This window comes from Roseovarius litoreus, from assembly GCF_900142765.1.
Classification (GTDB): Bacteria; Pseudomonadota; Alphaproteobacteria; order Rhodobacterales; family Rhodobacteraceae; genus Roseovarius; species Roseovarius litoreus.
This window is the reverse complement of sequence record NZ_FRCB01000006.1, coordinates 191,888-211,620: the sequence shown is the minus strand read 5'-3', so window position 1 is coordinate 211,620 and position 19,733 is coordinate 191,888. Positions and strand designations below refer to the sequence as shown.

The following is a 19,733-nucleotide window of genomic DNA, read 5'->3' as shown; positions in this document are numbered from 1 at the left end:
GCCCGGCGCGACACGCAGCGAAACGTCAGACCGCCTCGCCCGCCTCGAGCCGTGCCAGAAACGCCGCCGCATCGGACAGCACCGTATCCCGGCGCGCCTCGTCCATCCGGTCCCATGTGCGATACATCTGCGCCATGCGCGGGTTGCGCGCGAAGCGGTCGCGGTGGCGGATCAGGAAATCCCAATAGAGCAGGTTGAACGGACAGGCGTGCGCGCCGGTCTTGTCCTTGACCGCATAGGCGCAGTCCGAGCAGTAATCGGACATCTTCGCGATGTAATTGCCCGAGGACACATAGGGTTTCGATCCGACGATCCCGCCATCGGCGAACTGGCTCATGCCGATGGTGTTGGGCGCCTCGACCCATTCATAGGCGTCGATATAGACGGCGAGATACCATTCATGCACCTGATGCGGGTCGATCCCCGCCAGAAGGGCGAAATTGCCGGTGACCATGAGCCGCTGGATGTGATGGGCATAGGCCTCGTCACGGGTCTGGGCCACGGCATGCGAGAGGCAATTCATCCGAGTCGGCGCGCCCCAATAGAGCGCGGGCAAGGCGCGGTCATGGCCCAGCGCGTTGCGCGCGGTATAGTCCGGGCCTTCGCGGAAATAGATGCCGCGCATGTATTCGCGCCAGCCGATCACCTGCCGGATATAGCCTTCGGCGGCATTGATCGGCACGCGGCCCGCCTGCCATTCGGCCTCGACGCGCTGGCAGATCTCGAGCGGGCCGAGCAGACCGAGATTGAGATAGGGCGACAGGATCGAATGATGCAGGAACGGGTCCTGCATCAGCATCGCGTCCTGAAAATCCCCAAACCCTGCCAATAGATGCGTCGCGAAATGATCGAGCGCGCGCAGCGCATCGGCGCGGGTTACGGCATAGTGAAACGGGCGCAGAGTGCCGAAATTGTCGCCAAAGCGCGTCTCGACCAGATCGAGCACCTCGGCGGTGATCGCATCGGGTGCGAAGCGAAGGGGTTTGGCACGCAAGAGATCGCCCGAGGCGGGTTTGCGGTTGTCATGGTCGAAATTCCATTTGCCGCCCGCGGGTTTGTCACCCTCCATCATCAGGCCGGTCTTGCGGCGCATCTCGCGGTAGAACCATTCCATGCGCAATTCCTTGCGCCCCTCGGCCCATGTGTCGAACGCCTCCAGCGAACAGACGAACCTGTCATCGGGCAGCATCGTCACCGACAGGGGCGCGTCTTGCAGCGCCGAGATCAGGCGCCATTCACCGGGGCGGGTGGCGATCACCTCGCTTGTGCCGTGCTCCTGGCCCCGGCGCATCAGCTCGCCCACGATCGAGCGCGACGCATCCGCGTCATCGAGCCTGGTATAGGCCACCTGCCAGCCATCGGCGATAAGCTCATCGGCGAAATGGCGCATGGCCGAAAAGACGAGCGCGATTTTCTTCGGATGGTGGGGGACATAGCCCGCCTCGTCCCCGACCTCGGCCATGACGATGAGGTCATGGGCCTTGTCGGCGGCGCGCAGCGCGGGCAGCGCATGGCTCAGCTGATCGCCCAGCACCAGAACAAGGCGTTTCACCATGGCACGGGTGTCCCGGCCCAGTCGAAGAAGCGCCCGGTATCGTCCGGGGTCAGCCTATCCAGCACCGACAACAGGTTGGCGGCGGCGGTGTCGGGTGTCACGGTGGGATGGCCACGGGCGTATCTGGCGGTGAGCGCGGTGTCCACGGTGCCGGGATGCAGCGTCACGCAGATCGACGCGCGATGCGAGCGGGCCAGTTCGATGGCGCCGGTATGGACCATCTGGTTGAGCGCCGCCTTGGCGGTGCGGTAGCCATACCAGCCGCCATAGCCATTGTCGCCGATCGAGCCCACCCGCGCCGACAGGGCGGCGAACACCGCGCGCCGGTCGCGCGGCAGAAGCCGGGGGGCGTGTTGCAGCACCAGAGACGGGCCGATGCAATTGAGCGCGAATTGATCCTGAAGGGATTGGGCGGTCACTTCCTTGAGGGATTTTTCCGGGCGCTGCCCGTTGATTTCAAGGCCCCCCGTGGCCACGAAGATCAGGTCGAACGGGCCGGTGAGCGGCGAGAGGGCCGCCTCGACCGAGGCCGGGTCGGTGATATCAAAGCCATGATCGCGGCGCGACAGGCCGGTGACGGCCGTGCCGCGCGCGGTGAGGGCCGTTGAGAGGGCCTGGCCGATGCCGCCCGACGCGCCGATGATGAGTGCTGTGTCCATGAGGCTGGCAGCTAGGCTGGCGGGGGCGCGGTTCAAGCCTTGCAAGCGGAGTATAATCGGGGGTTTTCATCGGGGCACGCGATGCATATACTTTGGCGCATGAAACCGCAGGATCATATCGCTTTCGCCAGCACGCCCGGGGCTTTGCCGCGCGCTGCGGGTTGCGTTTGCGCCCTGCTGATCCTAAGCCGCCTCTGAGCGTGCCATCCCGGCGCGACCGCTCAGAGGCTGTGCCGTTTCGCGCCAAGAGGCTTAGGACAACAAACGAGACCCGACATGACTGACAAGATCACAGAGCGTGCATCGCAGGATTCAGGCAAGGACCGTGTGCTGATTTTCGACACGACCCTGCGCGATGGCGAGCAGAGCCCCGGCGCGACCATGACCCACGAGGAAAAGCTGGAGATCGCGGGGCTGCTGGACGAGATGGGCGTGGATATCATCGAGGCCGGTTTCCCGATCGCCTCGGAGGGGGATTTCCGCGCGGTGAGCGAGATCGCCAAGCTGTCGAAGGACGCGACGATCTGCGGGCTGGCCCGCGCCAATCTCAAGGATATCGACCGGTGCTGGGAGGCGGTGAAACACGCCAATTCGCCACGCATCCACACATTCATCGGCACCTCACCGCTGCATCGCGCGATCCCGAACCTGACGCAGGACGAGATGGCCGACCGCATCCACGAGACGGTGACCCATGCGCGCAACCTGTGCGACAACGTGCAATGGTCGCCGATGGATGCGACGCGGACCGAGTGGGATTACCTGCGCCGCGTGGTGGAGATCGCGATCAAGGCGGGCGCCAGCACGATCAACATTCCCGACACGGTGGGCTATACCGCGCCGGTGGAAAGCGCCGATCTGATCCGCCGCCTGATCGAAGAGGTGCCGGGTGCGGACGAGGTGATCTTCGCCACCCATTGCCACAACGATCTTGGGCTGGCGACGGCCAATGCGCTGGCCGCGGTCGCAGGCGGAGCGCGGCAGATCGAATGCACGATCAACGGGCTGGGCGAGCGCGCGGGCAACACGGCACTCGAAGAGGTGGTGATGGCGCTGAAGGTGCGCGGGGACATCATGCCCTATGTCACCGGGGTCGACAGCCGCAAGATCATGAACATCTCGCGCCGGGTCGCCACGGTCAGCGGGTTTCCGGTGCAATACAACAAGGCGATCGTCGGCAAGAACGCCTTTGCCCACGAATCCGGCATCCATCAGGACGGGATGCTGAAGAACGCCGAGACCTTCGAGATCATGCGCCCCGAGGATGTGGGCCTGTCGGAGACCAATATCGTCCTCGGCAAGCATTCGGGGCGGGCGGCGCTGCGCGCGAAGCTGAAGGATCTGGGCTATGAGCTGGCCGAGAACCAGCTCAATGACATGTTCGTGCGGTTCAAGGATCTCGCCGATCGCAAGAAGGAAGTCTATGAAGAGGACCTGATTGCGCTGATGCGCGCGGGCGAGGACGAGGCGACCGACCGGCTGGTCATCAAGTCGCTGCGGGTCGTCTGTGGCACGGGAGGGCCTGCGGAGGCCGATCTGGTCATGACCATCGATGGCGTGGAAAAGAGCACCCGCCAGACCGGGGACGGCCCGGTGGATGCCACGTTCAAGGCAGTGCGCGACCTGCACCCGAACGAAGCGCATCTGTCGCTGTATCAGGTGCATGCCGTGACCGAAGGCACCGATGCGCAGGCGACCGTGTCGGTTCGGCTGGAGGAAGAGGGCAATATCGCCACCGGCCAGTCGGCGGATACCGATACGGTGGTGGCCAGCGCCAAAGCCTATGTCAACGCGCTGAACCGGCTTTTGGTGCGGCGCGGGCGCGTCGGCGAAAACCGCAAGGAAATCAACTACAAGGATGTGAGTTGATCGAAAACTGAAACCGCCGCCGCACCCATGCGAGGCGCGGCGGCGGGGTCAAAAGCCTGTGTCAGAGGCCAATTTCAGAGGCCGGTGTCAGGCGGCTTCGTCCTGAGCCGCGTCGGCCCATTCCCAAGGCCGGGTGAACTGCCCCAGCACATGCCCCACCTGCGCCTCATCGACATTGCCGGTGCGTTCGAGCCGGGCCACAAGGCCACGTTTCTTGGAATCGATCACCTCGGACACGCGGGCCTCGAGCCCCGCCTCGGCCAAGGCGGCATCATAGATGCGGGTGATGGCGCGCTTGCGCAGATCGGGCTTGAACACCTTGCCGACAGCCGTCTTGGGCAATTCATCGAGCACTTCGACATGGCGGGGCACAGCGGCGCGTTCATGCACATGGACCTTGCAATGTTCCAGCAGCTCTTCGGCTGTGGCGGTTGCTCCTTCGACAAGCTCGACATAGGCGCAGGGCAGCTCGCCGGAATGGGCGTCGGGCTGGCCGATGGCGCCTGCCATGGCGACATCGTGATGGGCCATCAGCGCCTCTTCGATATCGGCGGGGTCGATATTGTGGCCACCGCGAATGATGAGATCCTTGGCGCGCCCGGTGATCCACAGATAGCCATCGGCGTCGACGCGGCCCAGATCGCCGGTGCGCAGATAGGTGTCGTGGTGGTATAGATCGGCGTTCTTGGCGGCTTCGGTATAGGTGTTGCCGGCATAGACACCGGGATTCGAGATGCAGATCTCGCCCACTTCATCGATGGCGCATTCGACAGGCGCGCCCGAGGCGTCGGTCTTGTAGATCCGCACATCCGTGTAGGGGAAGGGCACGCCGACGGAGCCCACTTTCTTGGAGCCTTCGGGCGGGTTGCAGGAGACAAGGCAGGTGGCCTCGGTCAGGCCGTAGCCTTCGATCACGGTCATGCCGGTGGCGGATTCGAAACGCTTGAACAGCTCGAGCGGCATCGGGGCCGAGCCGGAAAACGCATTCTTGACCGATGAGACATCGGCATCGACCTTGCGCTGCATCAGCGCCGAGACGGCGGTGGGCACGGTGATGACGAAGGTGGTTTTCCAGCGCTCACAGAGTTTCCAGAAATTGTCGAACACCCCCTCGCCGCGATAACCCGCGGGCGTCGGGAAGACCACATGCGCGCCGGATTTGATCATCGCCATCAGGATGACGTGGCAGGCGAAGACATGAAACAGCGGCAGCGGGCACATCACGCTGTCCTGTTCGGTGAACAGGAGCCGATGCCCCAGCCAGCCGTTATAGACCATGCCTGCATAGCGGTGCTGCGCGACCTTGGGCATGCCGGTGGTGCCGCCGGTATGGAAATAGGCAGCGACACGGTCGGTGCCGGGATCGTCGAATTTCAGCGTGATGCTTTGGGCCGCCAGTTCACGGGTGAAGCATTTGACATCGGCATGGTGATTGCCGGGGTTCTTGGGCCGGATCAGAGGGACGATCCAGCTTTTCGGTGGGGTGAGGTAGCGGTTGAGATCGACCTCGAGCACGGTATGGACGCGCGGCGCATGGCGCACCGCCTCGGCGGTTTTCTGGGCGATGTCGGTCTTGGGGAAGGCCCGCAGGGTGACGACGACACGGGCGTCGGTTTCCCGCAGGATGGCGGCGATCTGTTCGGGTTCGAGCAGCGGGTTGATCGGGTTGACGATGCCCGCGATGGCCGCGCCGATGGTGGCGACCGCCGTTTCCAGCGTGTTGGGCATGATGAGGGCGACGACATCGCCTTCGTTGATCTTTAGACTGCGGAAAAGGTTGGCGGCGCGGCAGACCTGTTCGTGGAATTGCTGCCAGGTCATGGTCTGTGCCGGATCGGAGGCGCCGGACATCAGCTGATAGCTGATCGCGGGCCGGTCGGGGAAGGCATCCACCGTGGTGCGCAGCATCTGATAGAGCGAGCCGGGGCGATCCCGCTCGGCCCATGGCATTTCGTTCTGGATGTCGAGCGCATCCTGCCTTGAGGCAAAAGTCATTTACGATCCTCCCCTTTACACACGGCCTCTGACGGGCGTTGCATTCTCCTCGGGGGGAAGATGGTGAGGTTTGCGATTCAGCGCAAGATTGACGCTGCGTTTTTAGCGGGAGGGGCGGCGGGATGGGCCGCCCCATGGGAGCGGTTCAGCCCTGCGGCGACAGGCACTCGGTCATGGCGTCGGCCATGCCGCGCAGCATGGCGGGGTAAAGACCGGGACCGGCCGCGTGATCGATGCCGATCGGGTCGAGCTGACCGATGCGGAGCGCGTCGCCGAAGACCGATGCGAGGATCGCGGTGTTGAATTGCGGCTCGGCGAAGATGCAGGCGACATCCTGTTCCGAGACGAGCGCACGCAGATCGGCAAGCCGGGCGGGACCGGGTTCGGAGGCGTCGCTGATCGACACGGCACCGGCGGCGGTCACGCCGAAGCGGGCCTCGAAATACTGGTAGGCGTCGTGAAAGACCAGAAAGGGGCGATCGGCGAGCGGTGCCAGATCAACGGCGATCTGATCGGAAAGGGCGGTCAGTTCGGCCTGTGCGGCCTTGGCGTTGGCGGCATAGAGGTCGGCATTGTCGGGGTCGATCGCCGACAGGTCACGGGCGATGAGCCCGAGCCAGGCGACGGCGTTGACCGGATCGAGCCACGCATGGGCGTCGGGACCGGCATGGGCGTGATCATGGGTGTCGTGGCCCGCGTGATCTTCGTGCTTGTGGTCGTCGTGGTCGTGGCCTGCGTGATCGTCGTGCTTGTGGTCGTCGTGGCCGTGGCCTGCGTGGTCGTCATGCTTGTGGTCGTCGTGGTCGTGATCGTGGTCCGAATGCGCGGCCTTGTCGTGGTCATGGCCTGCGTGGTCGTGGCCATGGTCATGGGCGGCGAAGCGGGGATCGATGCGGCCCGGCAACACGAGGGTTTCAGGCGCGGTGAGCAGCGTCAGATGCGCCGCATCCCCGGCGAGGGTCTGGATCGCATCGGTCATCCAGGGCGTCAGCCCCGGCCCCATCCAGACCACCAGATCGGCCTGCTCGAGCGCACGCGCCTCGGAGGGGCGCATCGCATAGGCATGCGGCGAGGCATCGGGGCGGATCAGCAGCTCGGGCTCCCCTGCCCCGTCCATCACACGGGCGACAAGCGACTGGACCGGGGCGATATCGGCCACGACGCGCGGCGCGTCGGCATGGGCCGCCCCGGTGATCGCAAGACACAAGGCAGCAAGAACGGGGGACGCTAGGCGCATGAGGCTCTCCATGTGATAATATAACAATTGGATGGCTTGATAATGGTAATTTTATAACATATCAAGCCCTGACAGGCAGGAGGCCCGAATGGACGCCATAGGATTCGAAACACATGACCACAAAGGATGCATCCGGGATGGTCTGGTCGCGGTGGAAACCGCTTGTGCGGAACGGGGCCTGCAATTCACGCCGGTGCGGCGGCGGGTGCTTGAATTGCTGCTCGAGGGGCATCGGGCGATGGGCGCCTATGAAATCCTTGATGTGCTGCGGGAGGAGGGTATCGGGTCGCAACCGCCCGTGGCCTATCGCGCGTTGGATTTTCTGGTGAGCCACGGCTTTGCCCACAAGATCGAGCGGATGAACGCCTTTATCGCCTGCACCCATCCCAATGAGACCCATACCCCGGCTTTCCTGATCTGTCGCAAATGCGATGCCGTTGCCGAAACGCATGCGGACCCTGCAAGCGGCCTTTTGGGGCGTGCGCTGCAGGAAACGGGGTTCCGGATCGAACAGGCGGTGATCGAGGCTGTGGGCCTGTGCCCGGCCTGCGCAGAGGCTGAGGCGGCATGAGCCTGATCCGGACCGAGGGTCTGAGCGTCAGGATCGGGCGCACACAGATCCTGAGCGATGTGGATTTCGCCATCGACCGGGGCGAGATCGTCACCATCGTCGGCCCGAACGGATCGGGCAAATCAACATTGCTGCGCGCCCTGATCGGGGCGGTTGCGCCAAGCGCGGGCAAGGTTGAGCGCGCACAGGGGCTGAGGATCGGCTATGTGCCGCAAAAGCTGCATATCGACCCGACACTGCCGATGACGGTGGGGCGCTTCCTGAACCTGCCGCGCCGGCACGAGAAGGCGGCGGTGCGCATGGCGCTGGAGCAGGCGGGATTGCCCGATCTGGCGGAACGGCAAATGGGCGATCTGTCCGGGGGGCAGTTCCAGCGGGTGCTGCTGGCGCGGGCCTTGATGGAAATGCCGGATCTTCTGTTGCTGGACGAGGCGACGCAGGGGCTGGACCAGCCGGGATCAGCGGCGTTCTATCGCCGGATCGAGGAGGTGCGGCGCGATCTGGGCTGCGCGGTGCTGATGGTCAGTCACGAATTGCATGTGGTGATGAGCGCGAGCGACAGGGTGATCTGTCTGAACGGGCATGTGTGCTGCGAGGGCAAGCCCGAGATGGTGGCGCAGGCCGAGGAATACCGCGCGCTGTTCGGCACCGGCACACGGGGGGCGCTGGCGCTGTATCGGCACGACCACGATCACGAGCATGACCACGGCTGCACCCATGGGGACGGGCACGGCCATGACCATGTGCATGACCATGACCATGACCATGAGCACACTCACGAGGCCGCGCGATGATGCTGGACGATTTTCTGATTCGCGCCATGCTGGCGGGTCTGGGCGTAGCGCTGGCGGCGGCGCCGCTTGGCTGTTTCGTGGTCTGGCGGCGGATGGCGTATTTCGGAGACGCCACGGCCCATGCGTCGATCCTTGGCGTGGCGCTGGCGCTGGCCTTCGGGATATCGGTGTTCACCGGCGCGCTGGTGGTGGCGCTGATCATGGCGGCGGCGGTGTCGAGCCTGTCGGGGCGCGGCATGGCGATGGACACCCTTCTGGGGGTGATGGCCCATTCGGCACTGGCCTTCGGACTGGTGGCGGTGTCGTTCCTTCAGGGCGTGCGGATCGACCTGATGGGATATCTCTTTGGCGATATCCTGGCGGTGAGCAAGGTCGATCTGGCGGTGATCTGGGGCGGCGCGGTGGCGGTTGTGGCGCTGCTGGCATGGCGCTGGCAGGCGCTGTTGACCGCGACGCTGAGCCCCGATCTTGCAAAGGCCAGCGGGATCGATCCGCGCCGCGAGCAACTGGGGCTGACCCTGGCGCTGGCGGTGGTGGTGGCGGTGGCGATCAAGGTGGTGGGCGTGCTGCTGATCGCGGCGATGCTGATCGTGCCGGCCGCAGCCGCGCGCCCTCTGGCGGCCACGCCCGAGCGGATGGCGTTGATCGCGGTGGGGCTGGCGGCGCTGGCGGCGCTTGGCGGCGTGCAGGGGTCTTTCGTCCTTGATACCCCCACGGGGCCGACGATCGTCTGTTTGGCTGCGGTGATCTTTGCGCTGACAACGGGCGCCACGGCCCTTGGACGGCTGAGCGCAAAATCCTGATTTCAAAAGATAAATCAAACCCTTGGGAAAAGTTTTTCCCGAGGGCGGATTTTCTATTGACTGTTTTTGTCGGAAATAGATAGGAATGTCTTACAAATTCACTCAGTTATCTGAAGGGCAGAGACTCATGACACTATCCCCCTCCCGCAGCCTGATCGCAGCGATTGCGCTGTCGGCCACCGCATTTCCGGCGCTGGCGCAAGAGGTCAATGTGTATTCCAGCCGCCACTATGATACCGACGACGCGCTGTATCAGGAGTTCACCAACCGCACCGGCATCACGGTCAACCGCATCGAGGCCAAGGCCGACGAGCTGATCGCCCGGATGCAGGCCGAAGGGGACAACAGCCCCGCCGATGTGCTTCTGACCGTGGATGTGGGCCGTGCGAGCCGCGCCGAAGAGGCCGGCGTACTGCAGGCGTTCAGCTCGGACGTGATCGATGCGCGCATTCCACCGCATCTTCGGGATCCGGACAACATGTGGTTCGGCGTGTCGCAGCGCGCGCGGATCATCTTCTATGCCAAGGATCGCGTGGAAAACCCGCCGCGCACCTATGAGGAACTGGCCGATCCCAAGTGGAAGGACACGATCTGCATCCGCTCGGGTTCGAACATCTACAACCTGTCGCTGCTGGCGGGCCTGATCGATGTGCATGGCGAAGAGGCGGCCCGCGAATGGGCGAAGGGCGTTCTGGCGAACATGGCGCGCCCACCGCAGGGGGGCGACACCGACCAGCTGCGCGGCATCGTGTCGGGCGAATGCGATATCGCCGTGTCGAACCAGTATTACTATCTGCGCGGCTTCGAGGGCGAGGTCGAGGGCCTGACCTCGGGTCTGGATAATCTGGGCTTCATCTGGCCGAACCAGGGTGACCGGGGCGCGCATGTGAACCTGTCGACCGCGGCCAAGGCAGCGCACGCGCCGAACTCGGACGAGGCCGACAAGCTGCTGGAGTTCTTCACCAGCGATTTCGCGCAGGCGCATTTCGCCGGTCAGAACAACGAATACCCCGCCGTGAGCGGCGTGCCGCTGGACGAAGATACCGCGCGGATGGGCATCTTCATTCCCGACACGCAGACCAGCACGGCGGTCTATGGCGACAATGCCGCCAAGGCACAGGCCATTTTCAACGAGATCGGCTGGAACTGATCCGCATCGCGCTGCGACACGACCCCTGACCGCAGCCCTGCCCCGCGCCAGACCGGCGCGGGGTTTTTCGTTTGCGTGGCGGCGGGCGCAGGGGCGCGCGATTGGAGGCAGGCGGGACACGGCGGGAAAAAAATACATCGCGCGATGGCCTTTGACTTGGCGCGCTCGAGGGGATGTGATTCTGTGCCGGAGCGGAGCTTGGAGCGCGTCACGACGCGAGCCGATGTCCGGTGTTCATGAGGATGGCCTGTCGGGAGTATTTGGCAGTGCAAAGTTACGATGACGTGATCACATCGAAAGGCTTCCTGAGCGATCTGAAGGCGCTCAACAAGACCATAGCCCAATCGCTCACAAAGGCCGGGCTGCCCGTGATCATCAATGGCAATGTGTGCTATTCGGACAAGGACGAGGATTTCAACAAGGGGACCCTGTCGAGCCTGATGGAGCCCAAGCGCAAGGCGCTGGTGGCGATGGCGCAGAGGTCGCGCTGTTTCGTGGAAGTGGGCATCGCGGGCGGGCATGCGGTCTTGCTGGCGCTGCACGCCAACCCCGATCTGAAGGCGATAGGGATCGATCTTGCGGTGCAGGCCAAACCGTCATGGCCGCGTGTCGATATTTTCGTGCCGGCGGCGACGGAATGGTTGCTCAAGCGGTTTCCGGATCGGTTCAGCTTCGTCAAACAGGACGCCATCGACGGGCTGCGAGAGGTAGCGAGCGCGCCGGCATTCGGACCGGTCGACATGATCCATCTGGATGGTGGCAAGCTGAACCGGATGGACGAGCTGGCGGCCATCTGGCCCGCGCTGGCGGAGCGCGGTTACCTGATGCAGGGCGATTACAAGAACGGGAATGTCAGGGCGTCGACCCGCGCGATGATCCAGTGCGGGCTGGCCCGAGAGGTGCCCGAAGAGGATCTTCCGCCGATGCGGCACCGGACGTTCAAGGTTGTCGAGATCGGACCATCGGTGCTGGCTCAGAGCGTGCGGCTGCAGGATTTCAGGGGCAAGCGGGTTCTGCTGTGCACGGCGCATCAGGATGACGAGCTGTTGTTCGCGGGCGGGTTGCTGAGCAAGATCGCTCGAAAGGCGCAGGTCCATGTCACCTGTTTCTTCAGGCCCATGAAGGGGCGGGCGGACAGCGACACACGGATCGCCGCCATGCAGCGGCTTTGTGCGGAAGTGGGGGTGTCCTGCACCCAGTATCCGTTTGCGGTGGAAGCGCCATACCGGCGTCTGAGGCGGTATATCGCGCAGGACGATACGGATGGCGCGGCGCCTGTATCGCTGCTGCGCCCGCTGGAGAGCCACGGGCTTTATCCCACACTGCTTGAAACAGCGATTTCGACGCTGCGCCTTTATGAGCCGGACATCGTCATCACGCATAACCCGGTGGGCGAATACGGGCATCTGGAGCATATTTTCCTGCACCGGACGATGATGGAGGCCGCTCGCAGGGCCAATATCACCACGCTTCTGACCTTCGGCGCGGGACAGGAGCACCGGGCCGGGCTGAGCGTGACATATGACACGCGCCGCAAGAAGCGCCTGTTCAAGCATTACAGGCCGCAATGGGACGGGCTGAAGATGTACGATTTCGCGCTTGATCCGGAGCGGTTCGTTCGGGAGCCGCTGTTTCCCACGTAGCAGCGACGCGGGCGCAGCGGGCGGGCGCGAACGTTGCCAGAAACCGGATGCCCCCTGCCCTACTCGGCGGCGCGTTTGAGGCTGGCCATCAGGATGTGGAACTTTTCGCCCTGAACGGCGACATGCTTGCGAAGGGTGTCTTCGGCGCGCGCGGCGTCGCCATCTTCGAGTGCTGCAACGATCGCTTCGTGCTCGGCCATGGACTGCGCCATGCGGCCCCGGAAACGGAGCTGCTTACGGCGGAAGGGCTTGAGGCGTTTGTGCAGCTTGGAGGTTTCCTGCTCGAGAAAGCCGTTGCCGGACTGCTGGTAGATGATTCGATGAAAGCGCTCGTTCTCGGCGTAGTAGCTGTCGGAATCGCGCGCCTCGACCGCCGCGAGACATTTGGCATTGGCGGCGCGCAGATCCCCGAGGGCGCTGTCGGTGATGCGCATGGCGGCGAGGCGGCCGCAGGCGGCCTCGAGCTCGGCCATGACCTCGAACATCTCCATCAGCTGGACCGGTCCGGGCTGTTGGACGAAAGCGCCGCGGCGCGGGATCATCTCGACCATGCCGGAGAGCGCAAGCCGTTGAAGAGCTTCGCGAAGTGGGGTGCGGGAGACGCCGAAATGCTCGGCGAGGCGCACCTCGTCCAGCCGCTGGCCATCGACGAAGGTTCCGTCGAATATCAGCTCTTCGAGCTGCACTGCGATCTGATCTGCACGGCGCGTCTCCATGGAGAGGAAGTGTATCACCAGATGCCTGCGATGCAATATGATCCGGCTTGTATACAAAATTGTTGACTTGAAAAACACAGCACACGTAATCTGCGCCGACACCCCCGGTCGCGCCGGGGATATGTTTTGGGAGGAATACCATGAAAAAAATGCTTAAAACCGCCGTTGCGGCGGCGGCTCTGCTGTCGTCTGCGGCCTTGGCCAACGCAACCGAACTGCGCCTGTCGCATCAGTGGTCGAATCAGGATATCCGCCATCAGGTGGCACAGATCGTGGCCGATGAAGTGGCTGCCGCCGGTGTCGATCTGGATATCAAGATCTTCAGCTCGGGGTCGCTGTTCAAGGCGCGCGAACAGTATCAGCCGCTGAGCCGTGGCCAGCTGGACATGACGGTTCTGCCGCTGAGCTATGCGGGCGGCCAGCAACCGGCCTTCAACCTGACGCTGATGCCCGGCCTGGTGAAGAACCACGACCACGCCGCGCGCCTGTCCGACAGCCCCTTCATGGAGAAGCTGGAAGAGAAGATGGCGGAAGATGACGTCATGGTGCTGGTGCACGGCTATCTGGCGGGCGGTTTCGTCGGCAAGGACAAGTGCATCACCAAGCCCGAGGATGTCGCGGGCCTGCAGATGCGCGCCGCCGGCAAGGCGTTCGAGCAGATGCTGGCCGGTGCCGGCGCCTCGATCGCATCGATGGCCTCGTCGGAAATCTACAACGCCATGCAGAGCGGCGTTCTGGAAGCGGTCAACACCTCGTCCTCGTCCTTTGTCAGCTTCCGCATCTATGAGCAGGCCGCATGCTATACGCCCGCGGGCGATGTGGCGCTGTGGTTCATGTATCAGCCACTGCTGATGAACAAGAGCACCTTCGAGGGGCTGACCGAAGCGCAGCAGAACGCGCTGCTGGCGGCGGCGGAAAAGGCGGAAGCCTATTACCTCGAAGAGGCCAAGAAGGAAGACGCGGCGTCGGTCGAGGCGTTCCAGAAAGCCGGTGTCGAGATCCGCAACATGACGCCCGAGGATTTCGACGCATGGCGCAAGCTGGCGCAGGAGACGTCCTACAAGTCCTTCGTCGAAGAAGTGGCTGACGGGCAGGAGCTTCTGGACATGGCCCTGTCGGTCGAGTGATCCAAAGCGGGGCGGCCCGTTCGGGTCGCCCCAACTGTCCGCTCGGCGGACATCCGTAAAAGACCAGAATTTCAAGGGAGTCCAGCATGGCCGGTCAAAGTTCGGCTGCCGCAGCGCAGACCGGGAACAATCCTTTTCTGCGTGGTGTCGCGGCGATTTCCACCCTGGCAGGCTGGTGTTCGGCCGGGATGATCGTGGTGGCGGTGGCAATCACCTGTCAGATGATCTTCATCCGCTTCGTGCTGAACGGATCGACCGTGTGGCAGACCGAGGCGGTGATCTATCTCATGGTGGCGGCCACGCTGATCGGTCTGCCTTATGTGCAGCAATTGCGCGGCCATGTGAATGTGGACCTCTTCCCGCTCGCGCTGCCTCCGAGGGCGAGATACGTGCTGTGCATCATCACGCTGTCGGTCTCGATCCTGATCGTCGGGGTGATGCTGTTCTACGGATTTGAATACTGGCATTTCGCGTGGGATCGCGGCTGGCGCTCGGACACGGTCTGGGGTGTGCGGCTGTGGATACCCTATCTCGCCATTCCGGTCGGTTTCGCGCTGCTGATGCTGCAGCTGGTGGCCGATCTGGTGGCGGTCATCATCAAGGTCGACAAACCCTTTGGACTGGAGAACGTCTGATGGATCCTCTTCTGCTTGGGGCGCTTGTCGCCATCGCCACCGTCATGGTGCTGTTTTCAGGCGTGTCGGTGGCCATCGGGCTGCTGATCGTGTCGGCGGGATTCCTGATCGTGTTCGACGGGCTGCGCTCGTTGGAACTGATGCCCGAGATCCTGTTCGGAAAGCTGAACAATTTCGCCCTTCTATCGATCCCGATGTTCATCATCATGGGGGCGTCGATCGCCTCGACGAGGGCGGGGGCCGATCTTTACGAGGCGCTGGAGCGTTGGCTGACGCGCGTGCCCGGCGGGCTTGTGGTGTCGAACCTGGGCGCCTGCGCGCTGTTCTCGGCGATGTCGGGATCGAGCCCCGCCACCTGTGCCGCGATCGGCAAGATGGGCATCCCCGAGATGCGCAAGCGCGGCTATCCCGACGCGGTGGCGGCGGGATCGATCGCGGCGGGCGGCACGCTTGGCATCCTGATCCCGCCATCGGTGACGATGATCGTCTATGGCATCGCCACGGAAACGTCGGTCGGGCGGCTGTTTCTGGCCGGGGTCATTCCGGGGCTGCTGCTGGTGAGCCTGTTCATGGCGTGGTCGCTCTATTCCACATGGAAGTCCGGTTCGGCACAGGTGCTGATGGCCAGCAGCTATAGCTGGAAACAGAAATTCGAGATCCTGCCGCGTGTTTTGCCCTTCGTGGCGATCATCATCGGTGTTCTTTACGCCATGTATGGCGGCATCGCGACGCCGTCGGAAACCGCCGCCGTGGGTGCGCTGATGTGCCTGCTGATCGCGATGATCATCTACAAGCTGTGGGATCCGCGCCAATTGTGGGTGGTGCTGCGCGACAGCACCAAGGAATCGGTGATGATCCTGTTCATCATCGCCGCCGCAGGCGTGTTCAGCTACATGCTGTCGTCGCTCTTCATCACCCAGTCGATCGCCGAATGGATCGGCACGCTGGATGTGAACCGGTGGGTTCTGATGGGGGCGATCAACGTCTTTCTGCTGATCGCGGGCTTTTTCCTGCCGCCGGTCGCGGTGATCCTGATGGCGGCGCCGATCCTGTTGCCGATCATCACCACCGCCGGGTTCGATCCGATCTGGTTCGCGGTGATCCTGACGATCAACATGGAGATCGGCCTGATCTCGCCGCCGGTGGGGTTGAACCTTTATGTCATCAACGGCATCGCGCCTGATATCTCGCTCAAGACGATCCTCAAGGGGTCGCTGCCCTACGTGGCCTGCATGGTTGTCGCGATCATCCTGCTGTGCTTCTTTCCGGGGCTGGCAACGTGGTTGCCGGATGCGGTAATGGGTCCGGGACAATGACCTTGCTCGCCGATCTTCTCTCCACCGTCTTCGAGCGGCGCTACCGCCCCTTTGCGCAGCGCCGCCACGGGACACGTCCGATCACGGAACTGGCGGATGAGTTGGTCGGCAGCACCGGCGAGACGTCGGGGGCCAGCATGGCGGCCGAGATCCTGACGGGCTTCGCGATGATGAAGGACGAGGAGAAGCTGGGTTTTTTCGAGCATCTGGCGGGGGCGATGAATATCGATCCCGAAGCGGTGCGAAACGCGCTCGATGCTTATGAGGAAGAACCCTCCAAGTCCAGTTATCGCAGCTACATGGCCGCCGCCGAACCTCGGCGGCAGGAACTGATCCGCCGGCTGAACGGCGTACCGGGCGCCACGAGGGCGCTGGTGGGGATGCGCGCCGATCTGTTGCGGCTGGGGCGCGGCAGGCCGGAGCTGGAAGCGCTGGATCTGGATTTCAGGCACCTGTTCGCGTCGTGGTTCAATCGCGGCTTTCTGGTGCTGCGGCCGATCAACTGGGAAAGCCCTGCGCATATCCTTGAGAAGATCATCCAATACGAGGCGGTGCACGCCATCGACAGCTGGGACGATCTGCGCCGCAGGCTGGAGCCGGAGGACCGGCGCTGTTTCGCCTTTTTCCACCCCGCGATGCCCGACGAGCCGCTGATTTTCGTCGAGGTCGCGCTGACACGGGGCATTCCGGGATCGGTGCAAGCGTTGTTGGCGCCCGAGCGCGCCACGCTGCCCGAGGAAGAGGCCGATACGGCGGTGTTCTATTCGATCTCGAACTGTCAGGCGGGGTTGGCCAGTATTTCCTTCGGTAATTCGCTGATCAAGCAGGTGGCATCGGATCTGGCGGCGGAGCTGCCGGGGTTGAAAACCTTCGTGACGCTGTCGCCGATCCCCGGGCTCTGTGCCTGGCTGGACGCACAGGGCATCGCCTGGACCGAGGCCGCGCCAGAGCGGATGCGCGCGTTGGCGGCGCATTACCTGTTGCACGCCAAGCATGACACGGGCGCACCGGTCGATCCGGTCGCGCGCTTCCATCTGGGCAATGGCGCCATCGTCCATGCGGTGCACGCGGAGGCCGATACTTCTGCCAATGGGCGGGCGAGATCGGGCGGCACGATGGTCAATTACCTGTACGATCTGGCAAAGGTCGCGCAGAACCACGAACAATTCGCGGCCACCAACACCGTGGTCGCCACATCCGAGGTCAAATCGCTGGCCAATTCAGCACATCTCGAACCAGCCAAGGAAAAGTGAGCCATGGCAAACACGCTTTATGACAACCTGTTCGGAAAACATGCCGGCAACACGGCCACCTTCCTGCATCTGCCGAGTGGCGGCACGATCAGCTATGCCGCGTTTCTGGGCACCGCCGCCCGGATCGCCAACGCGGTCACCGCGATGGGTCTGCAGCCGGGAGACCGGGTCGCGGCACAGGTCGCCAAATCCCCCGAGGCACTGGCGCTTTACGCCGCTTGCGTGCAGGCGGGGCTGATCTTCTTGCCGCTCAACACGGCCTATACGGTGGATGAGCTGTCCTATTTCATCGAGAACAGCGGTGCGCGGCTGATCGTGTGTGACGGCGCCAAGACGGGTGAGATCGCGCCCATGGCCGAAGGTCTGTCGGCGCGGGTGGCGACACTGAACGCCGATGGCAGCGGCAGCCTGATGGAGCAGGCCGCAGACCAGCCCGAGACATTCGAGACGGTGGCGCGCGACAAGGATGATCTGGCGGCATTTCTTTATACTTCGGGCACGACCGGGCGCTCGAAGGGGGCGATGCTGACCCATGAGAACCTGCTGTCCAACACCCAAGTGCTGGTGGATCACTGGCGCTTTACCGGCGAAGACGTGTTGCTGCACGCGCTGCCGATCTTCCACACGCATGGTTTGTTCGTGGCGACAAACATCATTCTGTCAGTTGGCGGCGAGATGATTTTCCTGCCGAAATTCGATGCCGATGAGGTGATCGCATGGCTGCCGAAAGCCACGTCGATGATGGGCGTGCCGACCTTCTATACACGACTTCTGGATGATGAGCGGTTCACCGGCGATCTGGTGCGGCATATGCGGCTGTTCATCTCGGGGTCGGCGCCGTTGCTGGCGGAAACCCATGTGCAGTTCGAAGAGCGCACCGGCCACCGCATCCTTGAACGCTACGGGATGACGGAAACCAACATGAACACCTCGAACCCCTATGACGGGGAGCGGCGCGCAGGCACGGTGGGCTTTGCCCTGCCCGGCGTGGAGCTGAAGATTACCGATCCCGAGACCGGCGAGACGCTGCCCGATGGAGAGATCGGCCAGATCGAAGTGCGCGGGCCGAACGTGTTCAAGGGCTATTGGCAGATGCCGGAGAAGACCGCAGCCGAGCTGCGCGAGGACGGGTTCTTCATCACCGGCGATCTGGGGAAGATCGACGAGGACGGCTATATTCACATCGTCGGGCGCAACAAGGATCTGATCATTTCGGGCGGCTACAACATCTATCCCAAGGAAATCGAGCTGCTGCTGGACGAACAGCCCGGCGTTCTGGAAAGCGCCGTTGTGGGGGTGCCGCATCCCGATTTCGGGGAAACCGTGCTGGGGGTGATCGTGCCCGAAAAGAACGAGCAGCCCGATCTGGATGCGATCATGGAAGCGGCCAAGAAATCGCTGGCACGGTTCAAGCATCCCCGAAAGCTGGTGGTGATGGACGCCCTGCCCCGCAACACGATGGGCAAGGTGCAGAAGAACGTGTTGCGCGAAGACTTCAAGGAGATGTTCGCGCCAGCGTGACAAGACAACGCCCCGCCTGATCGCAGGCGGGGCGCTGGTGCCCGAGCGTGTTGCGCCTCAGGCGGGACGCAGGCTCAGGATCTGGCGGGCCTCGGTGGGGGTGGCGGGGCGGCGGTCATACTCACCCGCGATATCGACGATCTTCTGGACAAGCTCGGCGTTGCTGGTGGCGACGCGCGTCTTGTCATATTTGATGTTGTCCTCAAGCCCGGTGCGGCAATGCCCGCCCAACTCGAGACACCATTTGTTGACCTCGAACTGGTGACGCCCGATCCCTGCCGCGCCCCAAGTGGCGCCGGGCAGGACCTCGTGCAGCTCGGAAATCAGGAATTCGAGCAGGGGGCGGCGCGCGGGCATGGCGTTGGGAATGCCCATCACGAATTGCACATGGGCCGGAGCATCGATCAGCCCGCGCTTGATGAGCGTGGCGGTGTTGTAGAGCATGGCCGCGTCGAACACCTCGATCTCGGGCTTCACCTCATAGGTTTGCATCCGGCGCGCGAGGCCGTCGATGAACTCGGGCGGGTTTTCGTAGATCTGCTTGGGAAAGTTGACCGAGCCCGTGGTGAGCGACGCCATGTCGGGGCGGTGCTCGAGGGCCGCACCGCGGGCGTTCTGATCGCGCCCACGGCCGCCGGTGGAAAACTGGATGATCATGCCAGGGCAATGCTTGAGCACGCCCTCCTGCACTTCGGCGAATTTGTCGGGGTCGGAGCTGGGGCTTTCGTCGTCATTGCGCACATGGATATGCACGAGCGCCGATCCGGCCTCATAGGCTTCGTGGGTGGATTCGATCTGCTGCGAGGGCACGACCGGAAGGCCGGGACACTCCGAGGTGCGCGGGATGGCGCCGGTGATCGCGGTCGTGATGATGCAGGGTGTGGTCATG

General features: G+C 63.5%; 17 protein-coding genes. 11 read left to right on the top strand and 6 right to left on the bottom strand.

The window, feature by feature from the left end; genetic code table 11:
* Positions 1-25: 25 nt before the first annotated feature.
* Both F3H35_RS13200 and F3H35_RS13195 read right to left on the bottom strand, forming a co-directional pair.
* The gene (locus tag F3H35_RS13200) at positions 26-1,555 is read right to left on the bottom strand and encodes a cryptochrome/photolyase family protein (protein WP_149780025.1); all 1,530 of its coding nucleotides are present in this window, start codon (positions 1,553-1,555) and stop codon (positions 26-28) included.
* Entirely contained in the window at positions 1,549-2,214 is a 666-nt protein-coding gene (locus F3H35_RS13195) for an SDR family NAD(P)-dependent oxidoreductase (protein ID WP_149780024.1), read from the bottom strand. The genes F3H35_RS13200 and F3H35_RS13195 overlap by 7 nt, the downstream gene beginning before the upstream one ends.
* Before the next feature lie 276 nt (positions 2,215-2,490).
* Between F3H35_RS13195 and F3H35_RS13190 the strand changes: the two genes are divergently transcribed.
* Positions 2,491-4,083: a 2-isopropylmalate synthase gene (locus F3H35_RS13190; protein ID WP_149780023.1), complete on the top strand. Its 1,593-nt coding sequence runs from the start codon at positions 2,491-2,493 to the stop codon at positions 4,081-4,083.
* Between the two features lie 87 nt (positions 4,084-4,170).
* Here F3H35_RS13190 and F3H35_RS13185 read toward each other — a convergent pair whose 3' ends face one another.
* Positions 4,171-6,078, bottom strand: a complete 1,908-nt coding sequence (locus F3H35_RS13185) for an acyl-CoA synthetase (RefSeq protein ID WP_149780022.1) — start codon at positions 6,076-6,078, stop codon at positions 4,171-4,173.
* 145 nt (positions 6,079-6,223) lie between these two features.
* On the bottom strand, positions 6,224-7,315 hold the full coding sequence (locus F3H35_RS13180; protein WP_149780021.1) for a zinc ABC transporter substrate-binding protein: 1,092 nt from the start codon (positions 7,313-7,315) through the stop codon (positions 6,224-6,226).
* Positions 7,316-7,403: 88 nt separating this feature from the next.
* Between F3H35_RS13180 and F3H35_RS13175 the strand changes: the two genes are divergently transcribed.
* From F3H35_RS13175 to F3H35_RS13155, 5 genes are all read left to right on the top strand, one after another.
* Positions 7,404-7,886, top strand: coding sequence for a transcriptional repressor (locus tag F3H35_RS13175; protein ID WP_149780020.1), 483 nt, complete (start codon positions 7,404-7,406; stop codon positions 7,884-7,886).
* Complete coding sequence (locus F3H35_RS13170) at positions 7,883-8,680, top strand: metal ABC transporter ATP-binding protein (protein WP_149780019.1); 798 nt, start codon at positions 7,883-7,885, stop codon at positions 8,678-8,680. The genes F3H35_RS13175 and F3H35_RS13170 overlap by 4 nt, the downstream gene beginning before the upstream one ends.
* Positions 8,677-9,483, top strand: a complete 807-nt coding sequence (locus F3H35_RS13165) for a metal ABC transporter permease (protein WP_149780018.1) — start codon at positions 8,677-8,679, stop codon at positions 9,481-9,483. The genes F3H35_RS13170 and F3H35_RS13165 overlap by 4 nt, the downstream gene beginning before the upstream one ends.
* A gap of 127 nt (positions 9,484-9,610) precedes the next feature.
* A complete protein-coding gene (locus F3H35_RS13160) occupies positions 9,611-10,633 on the top strand; it encodes an extracellular solute-binding protein (RefSeq protein WP_149780017.1) in 1,023 nt (340 codons plus the stop codon).
* Between the two features lie 266 nt (positions 10,634-10,899).
* Positions 10,900-12,276, top strand: coding sequence for a PIG-L family deacetylase (locus F3H35_RS13155; protein WP_188129968.1), 1,377 nt, complete (start codon positions 10,900-10,902; stop codon positions 12,274-12,276).
* Positions 12,277-12,335: 59 nt separating this feature from the next.
* Here F3H35_RS13155 and F3H35_RS13150 read toward each other — a convergent pair whose 3' ends face one another.
* Entirely contained in the window at positions 12,336-12,992 is a 657-nt protein-coding gene (locus F3H35_RS13150; protein ID WP_149780015.1) for a GntR family transcriptional regulator, read from the bottom strand.
* Positions 12,993-13,132: 140 nt separating this feature from the next.
* Between F3H35_RS13150 and dctP the strand changes: the two genes are divergently transcribed.
* From dctP to F3H35_RS13125, 5 genes are all read left to right on the top strand, one after another.
* Complete coding sequence (gene dctP / locus F3H35_RS13145; protein ID WP_188129967.1) at positions 13,133-14,119, top strand: TRAP transporter substrate-binding protein DctP; 987 nt, start codon at positions 13,133-13,135, stop codon at positions 14,117-14,119.
* Positions 14,120-14,205: 86 nt separating this feature from the next.
* The gene (locus F3H35_RS13140) at positions 14,206-14,754 is read left to right on the top strand and encodes a TRAP transporter small permease subunit (protein WP_149780014.1); all 549 of its coding nucleotides are present in this window, start codon (positions 14,206-14,208) and stop codon (positions 14,752-14,754) included.
* The gene (locus F3H35_RS13135) at positions 14,754-16,070 is read left to right on the top strand and encodes a TRAP transporter large permease (protein ID WP_149780013.1); all 1,317 of its coding nucleotides are present in this window, start codon (positions 14,754-14,756) and stop codon (positions 16,068-16,070) included. Before F3H35_RS13140 ends, F3H35_RS13135 begins: the two co-directional genes overlap by 1 nt.
* Positions 16,067-17,323 carry a malonyl-CoA decarboxylase gene (locus F3H35_RS13130; RefSeq protein ID WP_149780012.1) on the top strand — a complete coding sequence of 419 codons (1,257 nt, stop codon included), beginning with the start codon at positions 16,067-16,069 and terminating at the stop codon, positions 17,321-17,323. Before F3H35_RS13135 ends, F3H35_RS13130 begins: the two co-directional genes overlap by 4 nt.
* Before the next feature lie 3 nt (positions 17,324-17,326).
* Complete coding sequence (locus F3H35_RS13125; RefSeq protein ID WP_149780011.1) at positions 17,327-18,844, top strand: malonate--CoA ligase; 1,518 nt, start codon at positions 17,327-17,329, stop codon at positions 18,842-18,844.
* 57 nt (positions 18,845-18,901) lie between these two features.
* Here the strand turns inward: F3H35_RS13125 and F3H35_RS13120 are convergent, their stop codons facing one another.
* Positions 18,902-19,732 (bottom strand): BKACE family enzyme, encoded by an 831-nt coding sequence (locus F3H35_RS13120; protein WP_149780010.1) that lies wholly within the window; start codon positions 19,730-19,732, stop codon positions 18,902-18,904.
* Position 19,733 lies beyond the last annotated feature (1 nt).